Annotated in this window: 7 protein-coding genes; all 7 read right to left on the reverse strand. The window is 40.4% G+C overall.

Annotated elements, in window-relative coordinates:
* Window positions 1-210 precede the first annotated feature (210 nt).
* The 7 genes from EO92_RS12450 to EO92_RS12480 all read right to left on the reverse strand — a co-directional run bounded on the left by EO92_RS12450 (window position 211) and on the right by EO92_RS12480 (window position 13,923).
* Window positions 211-597, reverse strand: a complete 387-nt coding sequence (locus tag EO92_RS12450) for a hypothetical protein (protein ID WP_048172000.1) — start codon at window positions 595-597, stop codon at window positions 211-213.
* Window positions 598-611: 14 nt separating this feature from the next.
* Window positions 612-1,133 carry a hypothetical protein gene (locus EO92_RS12455; protein ID WP_048172001.1) on the reverse strand — a complete coding sequence of 174 codons (522 nt, stop codon included), beginning with the start codon at window positions 1,131-1,133 and terminating at the stop codon, window positions 612-614.
* 384 nt (window positions 1,134-1,517) lie between these two features.
* Window positions 1,518-1,829, reverse strand: coding sequence for a hypothetical protein (locus EO92_RS12460; protein WP_048172003.1), 312 nt, complete (start codon window positions 1,827-1,829; stop codon window positions 1,518-1,520).
* Between the two features lie 5 nt (window positions 1,830-1,834).
* Window positions 1,835-2,926, reverse strand: a complete 1,092-nt coding sequence (locus tag EO92_RS16765; protein WP_200896779.1) for an RHS repeat domain-containing protein — start codon at window positions 2,924-2,926, stop codon at window positions 1,835-1,837.
* Between the two features lie 15 nt (window positions 2,927-2,941).
* Window positions 2,942-3,142, reverse strand: coding sequence for a DUF4926 domain-containing protein (locus EO92_RS12470; protein ID WP_048161721.1), 201 nt, complete (start codon window positions 3,140-3,142; stop codon window positions 2,942-2,944).
* Between the two features lie 9 nt (window positions 3,143-3,151).
* Window positions 3,152-9,814, reverse strand: a complete 6,663-nt coding sequence (locus EO92_RS12475) for a DUF2341 domain-containing protein (protein WP_162197473.1) — start codon at window positions 9,812-9,814, stop codon at window positions 3,152-3,154.
* Window positions 9,815-11,280: 1,466 nt separating this feature from the next.
* Window positions 11,281-13,923 carry a pectinesterase family protein gene (locus EO92_RS12480; RefSeq protein ID WP_048172011.1) on the reverse strand — a complete coding sequence of 881 codons (2,643 nt, stop codon included), beginning with the start codon at window positions 13,921-13,923 and terminating at the stop codon, window positions 11,281-11,283.
* Window positions 13,924-13,932 lie beyond the last annotated feature (9 nt).

A 13,932-nucleotide genomic window follows, 5' to 3' on the forward strand; every position in this document is an offset into this window, starting at 1 on the left:
GAGCTTATCCCAAAAGCCATTTCACTTCATTCATTAACAAGTTCCAGATTATTTTCAAGATCAGGAACTTGATCGATTATTTGGGATATAAGATTCGAGAAGTGAATTCTGAGTTTTAGGATGAGCTCAATAAAAAAGTAAATTTGCCTGTTATCAGGCAAAAACATAAAGGAATAAGCTTAAATTACTGTCATTTGTGAGAAACAATAGTCAAATATTATTTCTGTCTTTAAGTTTCCATGCCTCAAGGTTGTTTCGGAGAGCATAGAGATAAAGTTCTGCCTTCTCTGTTGCTAATTCCTTTCCTTCTTCGTCAATTTCTTCGAGTTCATCCATTACGCTTGCAATAGAATCACTATACTCTTCACAGTAATAATACCATTCAGAGAACCATATTGTGTTTACCCAATCCAATACATCTCTCTTTGAAATCTTTCCAGCCTTATATTCTTCCAATAAATGTATTAAGTGCTCACTGCAGACTACTACCCGATTATTCCAATATTCTTTAGGCGGATTAAATGGAACAGATTCAAAGAGTTCTTTATTTGAGATGATTAAATCCCTAAAGTTTGTTATTTTTTCTAGATCGATCATCTTATTCCTTCCTATTATCTCATTTTATTTTTAGAGTGTACAAGATTACCAGAAGGATCTATCGTTTCTTTGTATACCTTGAGGGTGTCTCCAGAAGGTGAAATTTCCTTATAGTAGGTAGCGTAAGAACCAGGAACATTACCTGGTTTGGTCATAGTAGCTAAATAGTTTCCGTTTTCAGTTTTCTGTAATGTAAACTCTGTGTATTTATTAGATCCTCCATTGTAAAAATCTTTTATTTTATCTCTAATCTCGAGAGGTAATCCATCAACAGCTTTTTTTGCTTCAGCTTTAGTGTTTGCTTTAAGAACATAATCTGTTGCTTGAAGCGTATCATCAATATGATTAACAGTTTGTCCCGCATCAATCGCGTTATCTACTTTCTTCTCTACACCCGCCGTCTTATCCAGCAGCTTGAACAAATCACCAACATTATCCGCACCAGTAACTGTTTCCTCCAGAGCCTGAACTCCAAGCCTTCCACCTGTCACACCCGGCGCCAGAGCACATACAACATCAGTAGCGAGACCTATCACTTATCAGCATTCCCGGTACGAATATCGTTAATGTCCATTGCAAGGAACGCTACATCAATGGCAGTCTCAACATAATGTCCGCTCGGATCAGTATACTTCACCGGGTTGTTCAGCGCATAAGAATACCTATTCAGAGCCTGCGGGTTGTACGGGTCAGGAAGAAGGGTATACGGCTGAACGAAAACGAATCATTCAAAAATGAAAAAACATCATTTCTCAGCTAAAGTATGTCATTGGACAGATTAAGTATTCATAAAATTAATGAGAGTATATTGTATTGGATGTGGCCTAAAACAAGTATTTCAGGATCGATAATAAATATGTGACTTGAAAATTGATAATAAGGGAATGATTCCCTTAATCTTATTATTAAGTTTGTTCAGTTTATTTTATTAACCTCCTGACAATCTCCACGCATTCTTCCATATATTTATGCAATTGTTTGTAATCTCTGGTACTTTTATTGTAAAGAAAATTCTCCCAATCACAATTTTTAACAATTACTATTCTAAAGGAGCCTTCGGGTGAAAATGCCGGATACCAACCAACGTCAATAGTGTAACGTGTATTGTCAACATTATAATTTACTTGAAATACATCTTCATCATATAATTGATAATCAGGATTTTCACCCTGATCAATTGGATACGGATTATAAATGTATTCTTTTGAGTTAAAATTAATATCTTCAAACATTTATATCACTTCAAACTATCATCTTTTAACAATTTATTGTATCTTGATTCATCAATAGGTCTGCCGTGTATGAATCCATCACTATACTCTACCTGAACATATTGAGTTTCTTGTCCAGAACTTGCACCAATCACATCATCAAACTTCATAACGCTGTATGTTTTTCCATTTTGCTCAACCTTAGTTCCCTCTTTCCATACCATTGTTTCCAGTTCTTTTATATCATTATCATTAAAGTCTTGAACATATTTTGCGCTTCCATGTTTTGTCCCTTTTACGACATCTTTCCATGGCAACTTTGAGCTTGCCATATGCTTATGAGCATGGTCCAACCATTTTACGTTGTCAACGGCATCTAATCCATTGTCTACTGTTTTTACCAACTCTTCTGTATTAGTGACAGCTTTTTCAGCATCAACAGCATTATCAATCTCATTGGCAGCTTTAATTCCTTTTACTCCAAGTCCGCCACCGGTTGCAAATGGCACGACAGCGCATACCCCATCTGCACCAAGTGCGCCCCAGGCCCACAGGTCAGATGGGTCCTGCCTGATGTCGTTCAAATCCATCAGAATAAATGCAGCATCAAGAGCAGTATCGACAATATGCCCGCTCGGATCAGTATATTTCACAGGATTATTCAGCGCATAAGAATACCTGTTCAACGCCTGCGGATTATAAGGATCAGGAAGCAGTGTATCCGGCTGAACGAAAACCCTGTACTCGGGCGAATAATACCTTGCACCGTAGTACATCAGCCCGGTATCGTCATCGTTCTCCTGCCCTGTAAACCCATATTTCTCAAGACCGCCTGACCGAACCTGTCCGTATGGGAAGTAATCGGTTCGTTCGACCTCATGTCCGGTTTCGTCAACCATCAGGGAAGTGCTGCCTATATGGTCGGAGAGGTACCACTCCATACCTTCGGATGTTTCTTTGGCTACGCGTTCATCATCGCGGAAGAAGTAGCTGGTGGATGTGCCGTTATCAATTTCGTAGAACTTGTTAATGTAATAGGTGAAAAATATAAGTTTCAGGAGAATGGGATGGTGCCATAGATTATCCATAAGAGATATTTTGGCACCGTTGTCATTCACCTGCTTGATGCTTATTTACGTTTCTTCTACTCTTTCAATTTCATCTGGCAAAAAAACCAATTGTTTGGAATTATTGTCTTTGTCCACAAATTCAACTTCATAAGCTTCATTTGGCTTACTAAAAGCGATAATTATGGCGCCAATATCTCCTTTTTTGACACCTTCTTCAGGAATGTCTTTCTTTGTTCTTACGATGTCCAGTTCTGAAAACTTCATGTTAATTCCTCACTTTACGAACAGAGTTGTTAACCTTGGGCTATCAGATCCTGCATCTAAAATCCAACCGGTTCTAACAGTAGCAACGTTACCATTTGCACCAGTTATCGCCATGTCTACAGTATACCTTTGCCCGTATCTATCCAATTTACCAACATTCGCCTGACTTTCTGGCAGCTTTGAATAAATCTGTTCAATCAAGTCATCAGCATTTGACCGATCATAGCCAAGAGCACTCTTGAAAACTCTAGCTTTATTAGAGCCTACTGGGTTATTTGGGTTTAAAGCATAATCAGTTATTTTTCTTGAATCAATTTTAGCATTTTTAAAGTTTGGCAACTGATTCAAAACTTTTCCAGCGTCTCCAACGTGATTAACAGCTTGTCCCGCATCAATCGCATTATCCACTTTCTTCTCTACACCCGCCGTCTTGTCCATCCGATTAAAGAAGCCTGCAAGATCATCACCATGAGTAACTGTTTCCTCCAGAGCCTGAACCCCAAGCCTTCCGCCTGTAACACCCGGCGCCAGAGCACATACAACATCAGTAGCAAGACCGATGTAGGTCCATTTATCAGCATTCCCGCTGCGGATGTCGTTGATGTCCATTGCAAGGAACGCTACATCAATGGCAGTCTCAACATAATGTCCGCTCGGATCAGTATACTTCACCGGATTATTCAACGCATAAGAATACCTGTTCAATGCCTGCGGATTATAAGGATCAGGAAGCATCGTATCCGGCTGAACGAAAACCCTGTACTCAGGCGAATAATACCTCGCACCGTAGTACATCAGCCCGGTATCTGCATCGTTCTCCTGCCCTGTAAACCCGTATTTTTCCAGACCGCCTGACCGGACCTGCCCGTATGGGAAGTAATCGGTTCGTTCGACTTCAAGTCTGGTTTCATCAACCATCAGGGAAGTGCTGCCTATATGATCTGAAAGGTACCACTCCATGCCTTCGGATGTTTGTTTGGCTACGCGTTCGTCGTCGCGGAAGAAGTAGCTGGTGGATGTACCGTTATCGATTTCGTAGAACTTGTTAATGTAATAGGTGAATTCTCCACCGGAGTTCTGTTTCTTGATTCTCTGGCCGTTTGCATCGTACCAGTACTTTTCCACAAGGGAATTGTTAGTAGAGTAACGGACCTCACTTAACTGGTTGGCATCGTTGTAGACGTAGATGAAATCCTCATCGTCGATCAGGTTTCCGTTTGCATCATAGTCGAGGGTGTTTCCGTTGTAGGTAACAGGTGCGTGGGACGGCGTCGCAGAGTAATCATAAGAGGAGATTGTGGCGCCGTTATTAGTTACCTGCCTGATACTGCCATACTGGTCGTAGGTGAAGTCTCTCTGGTAGGTAGGGACGCTGTTGACCGACATATCCGCGCTGACCAGCCTGTCAAGGTCGTCGTATCCGTAGGTTTTTACGGAATTTTGGGTGTTGTCCGCGATCTCGAGGACATTGCCGACGTTATCGAAATCGTAGTTGAGGTCCTGGAGGCCTGCAGCATAGATTCTGTCCAGCAGCAGTTTTTGACTGTCGTAGGTATAGGTTGTGACCACACCGTTGGAATATTCCTTTCTTGTGATCTGGTTCCTTGCGTTGTAGTCAAGGTCATCGATCACGCCGTTCACACTTTCAAGAAGGGTCTGCGCATTGTATGTCAGGCTGACGGCTTTGCCGTTCGGGTAGGTGATGCCTGTGACCCTGTCCATGCTGTCGTAATCATAGGACGTGGTGTAGGGTGTACCGTCAATGGTTAAGGTTTCGCTTTCTACCCTGTAGCGCAGGTCGTAATCGTAACTTGATGATGCGGATCCTTTTGTTACTCTGGAAAGCGTACCATCAAACTCAAGGTCGTAGGTGAAACTGACATCTTCATCGTTAGGGTAATCTATGGCAGTAACCCTGTCCAGCTCATCATAACTGAGGATTGTTGAAACTCCCCTGGCATCGGTCTGATTTATCAGGTTGCCGTTCAGGTCATATTCATAAACCCAGCTTCCCATGTCAGAGTCGTCCATTGCCACTTTCCTGCCAAGGGAATCGTAGGTGAAATAAACACTGGGGGATGCCTGAGGGTCATTACAGCCCGGCGTAATCTCTCTGAGATTATTCAGGGCATCGTAATCGTAGGATGTAACGTAAGTTTCACCTTCGTTAAATTCATAGACCTTGACAATATTTCCGAAAACATCACTTGTTAATGTTTTGTCAACTCCGTTCTGGTTTGTAATCTTGGTGTTGTCAAGTTCGTAATTATATCTCAGGGTAGTGCCATCAGTATTGGTGATTACCGTTGGCCGTCCGGTTGCATCGTACTCGTAGGTTACGGATAAGCCTGATTGATCCGAATAATGCGGGACTTCAGCACTTTCCAGAAAGCCCAGTTCATTATATGCGGTGTTCTGGACAATCCAGCCGTCTTCCCCTTCATACTTTTTCTGGATTAGTTGACCGAAGCCGTCATATGAGTCGGTAGAATCAAAAGTTGAATGATTTGGAGATTTGGAAATTGTATAAGTTGGTTCGGAAGATGCATATTTACGTACAAAGAGATTCTTGACTTTAAATGTATTCTTGTCTCTCAAAAGAGCACCGGAAGTGAAGTGGGGTAGTCGAATTGTCCCATGTGTATTTTCAAATTCTCCCAGAACATTGATTTTCTCAATTCCATTAACGTAAAGTGCAACATTGGAACCACCGAATTTGAAGACCATATCTGTCCAAGTATACTCTGGGTACATGACTCTATTATCAAGATATATCTCTTCCTCACTACCTGAAGTGTAATAACTCAAAAGTGTTTGGCTAGTATATATATGTGAATTGTAATACCATCCATCTGTGACCCCCTTATACTCCATGTAATAACCAGTACCATAAGAAACGTCAGCGAAGTGACCTATTTCTGTAGGCCCATAATAATCTATATGCAAGACTATTGGATCTTCAAAGTTAACTCTAGATTCAAGTACACTTCCACCTAAACTTATTGCTGAGGTAGATCTAGGTTCAATAGTAGAAGTATAAACACCATCTGACACCGAATAAGAAATCCGATACATGCGGTAATCATCATAGCTCGTTCTTATCCATTTACTTGAATTTATGGAATTGCCCTCGAACATATCATAAAATATCATAACTTCATCGATGCTTGATTTGGAGCTCACTGTCGGATTACCATAGTACATCCTGACTGTAGTATTCTCTGTGCCGTCGATTACCGGAACTTTTACCCAGACCTTTGCAGAAATATAATCGGTCTTTTCCTCGATCCAGTATGGAAGCAGAACTCCGTTTCCGTCTGTAAACCGAATGTCATCAAAATCAGGCTGCATCTCAGGATCGTAACTGACGTTAAAACTCATCTGGTAATCAGTCAGGGTACCGTCTGAGGATGGAGAAATTGTAATAAGTGTGGAATTACAGAACACGGCATTATCGACAAGATGGGTGTCGCCTTTTTCCTTTGTTTTGGTTGATATTTTTTCAGGTGCTACGCCATCTTGATAATATGTATATTCTATGGACGGAGAATCAGGCGTGTCATCGACCTTCAGTATCCTTGTTATTCTGTGCAGATCGTCATAGATATATTCCGTAGAAATACCATTACTGTCTGTTATTTTTGTTATCCTGCCAAGGTTATTGTATTCGTAACATTCTCTTTGGCCCAGAGCGTTTTCAATGGAAACGGGGTATAAATTGTTTGCATCATACTCTATGTTCTTTGAAGCCCCTTCCGGATTTGTAATCCGGATTATGTTTCCATATGCATCATAATCGTACAGAACATTGGGATTATCTCCCAAATTGTTCCATGATACTGTTTTAGTGAGCTGCCCTTTGCTGATGGCACTGTTGTCATTTGTTTCGTCATAATAGTACCATGATTCGCTCTTCTTTACATGATCGGAGTCTTCCACCCATTCATGCGTTTTTTTTCCGAGGATCCACGGATTTACTGCATTGACATATTCAAAATGGTAATATTTTCCATCTCCGGTAGTGTTCACATCGCCGTAATCTGTTATGGAAAGCGGGTTCCCGTAATCGTCATATTCGTTATATTTGATGAAAGAGGACCAGCCAGCTGAACTGGACGGGTTTTGTACAAGCCCGTCAAACTTTGTTTTGGACTCCGAGTCCAGCAAAATCAGGTTGACATCAGGGTACATTTCCTGAGCAGTATATTCCGCGTTCGAGGAACTGTATAGGTTTCCGTTTTTGTCCCAGACTTCAGTATGATGTTCGATGCCCTTGAGCACATTGTCCTGATGGAAAAAGTGTTTTACTATCGAATACTCGTTTTCAACGGTAACCTCGCCAAATCCTCTGAATTCGATTTCTTCCGGTGGGTCGAAATACTGCATTCCGTTTTTATAGGTGTAATCGGTTGTTGAAACTATACTTCCCATGCCTGTAATACCATTATCTCTTGTCACACTGCTTGTGACCCACATACTCATGGTCAAATCCGAAACGCCGTCTTCCCCGGTGTTATCGAAGAGCGTAGAAGGTTCATATTTTATGGTCGTGCTTCCACCGGTTGGGTGCTGTATTTTTTTGAGCAGGCCCTGTGTTTTGTAATTTTCTGTGCTCTCAGTGTTAGTGTTTATCCAGGTATGGTAATCACCATAACCTGCTTTGATAATGTCTGTCAGCCCATCTCCATTCAAATCTGCAAACCGTACTCCCTGATCTTTGTTGTAGCTTGCGATCAGTGTAGGAGGATTCCATGAGTTATCTCTTTCCCAGCCACTACCAGTGTTTATCCAGGCATCGTAAGTATATCCTACATTGTCATAAATACTCTTAAGAATATCTACCAAGCCATCTCCATTAACATCTACTAAGACTACACCAGTATTAAATGAGGCAAGTGATACTGGGGATCCCCATGAATTATCCTGTTCCCAGCCACTACCGGTGTTTAACCATGCAGAGTGTAGTGTAACGATATCAACCAGTCCGTCTCCGTTAAGGTCAGCGAGTTGTATTCCTACATTAACATCAGCATATGATAAATAAGTAGGCGGGTTCCATGAATTATCCTGTATCCAGCCTTCACCGGTATTGAGATAAGCATCATAGTATTCAGTTCCAAGATCATTTTTGTAACCCATAATTATGTCAACTAATCCATCTCCGTTGACATCTAAAACTCTTACACCATAATCATTTGACCAGCCAAAATCCAGTGGAGGTATCCATGAATTGTTTTGTTCCCACCCGGTGCCGGTATTCAACCAGGCAGAAGAAATGTAAAATCCATGCTGGATAATATCAACTAATCCGTCCCCGTTGACATCTGCAAGGCGAGCCCCACCATCATGATTATAATGCCTGAAATATGTTGGCGTTGTCCAGGAACTGTTCAGTTCCCAGCCATCTCCGGTATTTATCCAGGTTGAACAATATACATCACCATCACTATCTGCATAACCCATAAGAATATCTTCTAATCCGTCGCCATTAACATCGGCAATCCTTCTTCCACTATCTCTCCCTGACATGTCAACTGGTGATGCCCATAAACTACTTTCTTTCCATCCTTCGGTTAGTGAATCATATTCAAAAATAGTAGGTGGGAATTCCGTATTGTTTAGCCCCGTTTTTGTAATAGATGTCAGATATAATTTGGACTGTTGAGTTTCGTACTCAAGATCATATTCCCAAAGAACGGTTTCATCATTATGAATCGTGATGCTGGATATTAACTTCTTTTCACAAATTTTATTACCATATTCATATACAGTGAAAGTGCGTGGTTTTTCCGTAAACTCAAAATCAATAACTGCATGATTGTCGTTGTAGGTTATGCTGTCAAGATATGTGCTTCCTATCTCTCCACTTTCCGGGTTTTCAAGATACGTGTATCTAATCTGGTTGCTATTAACATCCTCTATAAGATCGAGCCACCATTTACTGACATAATTTCTTGATTCAACGGAATTTCTTTGTTCGGAATCACTGTTATAACCAAAACGATATTTTGTTCCATCCGGCATTTTAAGGATCCAATAATCTCCAAAAGAATTGCTACCGGTTGTACTTTTTTCAATTTTCATAAAACTTTCAATTTCGGTGTGATATGAGTCATCCTCTTCCACATAAACGAGTTTGTATGTTGAGCCATCCAAAACAAGAATAAATCTATCATCGCCGGTGTTTTCAGGGGTATATCTGGTATCTCTGATGATGCAGTTCTCATTCAATGACCACCCCATCCCCAGTGGACCGTATGTTCCTCTTGAGCCCATAGCACTGGAATAGGTTAGAGAAACCTTTGGTTCTAAGCCAGCTCTTCCTTTTAAAGTTTCAATCGGATAAGAATATACGAAAGAACCGGTAAACAGGCTCGTATCAAAGTAATCGTTTTCATTTTCTAGGGTTGGACTAAGATATGCTTTTGCATCCCCTAAAGGTTCCTCGTCTCCAGAAGTTGAAGTTAACACAGTATCTGTAGAATCGGTTTCAAAATTGTCATCTACACTTTCACTATCAAGATCGGAAGTTGTTTCACTCTTTTCTTCCTCAGATTCTATTATATTGTTATTATTTTCCTCATATAATTCAGAGTCCGCTTGTGAACTCTCAGAACTGACTTCTTGACTTGCATCTGTGTTTTCAAGACAATATACATTCGGTGTGAGCAATATAATTAGCATTAAAATTGAAATCAGTCTTTTGATATGGATCGGAATGTGTTGTATAATAAAAAGCACCTCTTTATTTATTTTTGTAGTGCCATATTGTTCTTTGATATAAGTGGATATATATTCAACATAAAAATAAAATAAATGTTACTCATTTATTTTTGAAATGAAAACCCCTCGATTAAAAACAGCACACTTATATAAAAAATTAATGTATGTTAGATAATACTATTAAAAAAAATTAATTTTTGTAGGTATTACTGCGATTCCTAAGTATGTTCACAAAATAGGAGGTTTGAATCTGCCTAGTGATTACGAATTCTTATCTAATCAAGAAATTTATTTTGGAATCGATGCACTAGTTAATATTATATTTTTGACCTGAAAATCCACAAATTAGTTATTTTTCATGCTTAATATTAATTAAACTAAATTATTTATTTAATCTGTTATAACTCATTTTTTTAATAAGTATGTGTTTTGTTAAATTGATATAATCTAAAACTGAAAACTTTTAGCCTTTTTAAGACATCACTCACTTTAATATATATTTGGTTTAGTCGTCTTTTAGATTTCTATCAATAACTTTTAGCTAGCTTATTGTGCCTAAATATTTTGGATGTTTTCAATCCCCCAAAATATGGGAATTGAAGAATGTTTGTAAGAATAAATTTTTTAGTTTTTAGTACTGGTGTTTACTATAGTATAAGTCTGCACGCTCTGAAGCACCTGCAATTTGAAGGGGCGAAGTAGGCTTACAATTTGTAATTTGCTCTATAATCATGCAAAAATCAACACTGGGCACACGACTTGAGACGTACATAAAACAAGTAGTTCTTATTACCTGCTTTTGGCAGGTCGACATAAAAATCGAGTAATTTTGTCTCCCGATATCGTTTTTTTTTCAGAACTTTTGAAATTAAATTAAAATAAAAAACTGCTAAATGTTAATCATATCATCATTAATATATATTTACAATAAATGAGGTAAATGACAAATAGGATTAGATCTGTAGTCCACATGAAACTGATTTTCAATTGAACCCACAAAAAATTTCAATCAAAGATATTTATATGTTAAAATGTTCTTGCTGCCGAATGTAGGTTATTAGTATATTTCACCGGATTATTCAGCGCATAAGAATACCTGTTCAACGCCTGCGGATTATACCGGAGTTTATATTTTGCAGTATAAAACCACATCAGACGACATATAAATTGTAGGGTGTATCAAAAAATTAGAGTCTTTTTAATTTTTAATTTCATTTAAGGAAGGGCCGCCAGAAAAGCTGGCGGAGGCTTTCTGTTCTTTTCAAGACAAAACGGTTCCCTTGATCGAAGTGGACGTTTTACATATCTGGAAACGACAAAAATCTTCACGAAAAAGAAAAATGAAATAGAAGAAAAAAAGGGAAAGAGGAAAGAAGGAAAGGAGGGAAAGAGAGACCCTCAATCATAATTTCGTTTTACTCTTTTCTGGTGGAGTAGAGAGCCGCCAGCATGCCTGTAACTGCGAATACAAGTTCAAATCCTGGGGTCTCTTTTCCTTCGTTATTTCCTCCGTTGTTTCCTTCTTCCTCGGAATCTTTTGTTACTTCAGAAGCTGTGGAGTTTTTGGATGTACCCGTATCTCCTGAGGAGGGAACCTGCATAACTGACCCGTCAGATTCGTCTTCTTCTTCATCAGACTCCTCCCCGGTTTCATCTGTCCCCGCGGAGATTATCCTGGCTTCCCCTGTCCCGCTTCCGCCGCTTCCACCGTTTCCGCTACTGATGCTCACCGAAGTGTATGAATCATAATCATCAGGCAAGCCTTCGATGTTTCCGTAGACATCCGTTGCGACAGTGTAGAAGTAGTAGTCACCTGCTGAAGCGGTAGAGAACATGAAGCTGCCGGTGCTGCTATCTCCGTATTTGCTCCAGTCCCCACCATCTTTCTTGTAGTAAAGCTCAACCATGTCCACACCGACACTTGCCGGGTTGGTAAACGTGGTACTGACGGTAAATGAAGCCGTGCCCGAACCGCTGGCTGTGGACGGGGCGCCTGCCTCGGAAAGAAGGACGAGCGGGTAGTAATCGGTTTGCGTGCCATGGTTGGTATTGTAATGACTGCTGGCAATATCGTATTCACTGTCGGCAATGCCGTCTCCGTCAGTGTCATAACTGCTTGAAAGAGTGCGGATTACCGGGGTGCTGAATGAGGTCTCGTTCCCGTACTGTCCTGCCCTTGCAACATGGACAAGCTCTTTTGCGTGTATGGAAGAATTGTTGCCCAGGTACAAACCGCTGTAGAGGGAAGTATCAAAGTAAGAATATTCAATCCTCTTAAAATTGAACCTGATGGTGCCGTTTTCATACAGCACAACCTGGAAATCGAGGGGGGATTCGCCGTACTCACGGTTATGATACGAATCCCCATATGTAATCACATGATAATCGATCACAGTCAGATTGCACGGGATAATGTTGTCCTCGGAATCAGTGTCTCCAGTTGAGTAACTTGTGTACCCGTACCACTGAACATCCGGGGAAGTGCTTCCCATGAGGGCAGTTTCAACTGGATTTGATTTCATGGAAACCGGAACATTCTTTTCCCTGTCCTTTTCTGTTACAGCTATTTCGCTAAAGGTTTCAGGTTCAGCAAAATTAACTGCGGAGGTATTTTCAACCCCAGGTTTTTCTGATGTGGCTGCAAGCTCGGTAAATGCAAAATTTTCTTCATCATATCCTTCTGCGGTAAGGTCGTCACAGAGGACAAATATGAACGTTTCGTCAGGATATGTGTCAACCCAGTGTTTGAGCCCATACCAGGAAGAAGCATTAAGCTCTCCGGACCCCGCTGGAATTAGCTGGATCACCCCGTTGCTCCCGATCTGCATGTCGGTGTAGTTAACCCCGTCGAGGGTGAGGTTAAAGCCTATAGGGACCTTTTCCGAATAATCTTCATCTGACGTGTCATACCAGGTTGCATTGTCCTTGGTGGTGTTGATCCATTGATAAGAGGATTCAGTCAAAGAGTATTTGCGGTAAACGTCCCCGTAGTAGTTCCCGATATAAGAGCCGGAAACTTGATTGGACATATAGTCGTTGTTTGAATCATAGCTGTAAATGGCACGCCAAGTTTTGCTAATAACGTTTCCGTAGAAAGTGTTATCATAACAGTCGTAAAGGTAAATTCCGCTAGAATACTCTAGATTACCTTCATTTACCGTGTTACCGGTAAATGTGTTGCTGCTTGAAGAAGAAAGACAGATACCGTAGAGATTTTCCGTAAGATTATTGTTTTCCAGTTTCGAGTCCGTAGTATTATAAAGGAGTATTCCGAGCCCTTCCTTTTCAATAGTCAGGTCTTTTACAGTGATATTTTTGCAGTCAATCAAGTAAAGAGTCCCTGCATTTGAAGATGAGTTTATTTCAAGATCCGAAACTTCAACAAGGTAATAAATTGGCTTTCCGTCTACGTAATTATTGGCATAGACAATATTGGTGTCCAGAGAATTACCATATGCGTAGAAATTGTAATTGTTGTCCTCCATCCGGTTTTCAGAAAGAATACTGTTGCTTGTAAAATTAAGAAATATGCCGTTTTCGTTGTTTGATGCTGTGTTATTTTCAAGCTTGTTGCTGCTCGAAGAATCAAGGTATATGCCGTTATAGTTGTCCGATGCTGTGTTATTTAGAATACTGCACCCTTCAACGGAATCAAGATAAATACCGCTATATGGATAGTTGACCGTCCCGGTTACGTTAAACCCACTGATCGTAACGGAATTTGCCATTATTTTGAAAACATGATCCTCTGAATTAGAAGCCTGAACCGTGGTAAGTCCGGGTCCGCTTTCGGAACGGATAGTCATGTTATCCTTATCCGCAGAGACAACGACGTTTTCAATGTATTTCCCTTGAGCCACAATTATCGTATCGTAACTGGATGCGTTATTTACGGCTTCCTGAATTGTCTGGTAATCCCCAGATCCGTCAGGGTTAACATGGATCTCACTGGCGGCTGCAGTGCCGATACTTATCAAAAGGAGGACTGCGACTGCAGCCAGGCAAAACATTATATGAATGTTTATCTGGGTTCTTTCGGAAATATTCATCTGGATCATACCAAAATA

Source organism: Methanosarcina sp. 2.H.A.1B.4, assembly GCF_000979385.1.
Taxonomy (GTDB): Archaea; Halobacteriota; Methanosarcinia; order Methanosarcinales; family Methanosarcinaceae; genus Methanosarcina.

What these genes read in the sequence shown, in the direction of transcription:
- EO92_RS12450 (WP_048172000.1), bottom strand. Translation starts at nt 597, where the DNA reads ATGATCGATCTAGAAAAAATAACAAACTTTAGGGATTTAATCATCTCA.
- EO92_RS12460 (WP_048172003.1), bottom strand. Translation starts at nt 1,829, where the DNA reads ATGTTTGAAGATATTAATTTTAACTCAAAAGAATACATTTATAATCCG.
- EO92_RS12470 (WP_048161721.1), bottom strand. Translation starts at nt 3,142, where the DNA reads ATGAAGTTTTCAGAACTGGACATCGTAAGAACAAAGAAAGACATTCCT.
- EO92_RS12480 (WP_048172011.1), bottom strand. Translation starts at nt 13,923, where the DNA reads ATGATCCAGATGAATATTTCCGAAAGAACCCAGATAAACATTCATATA.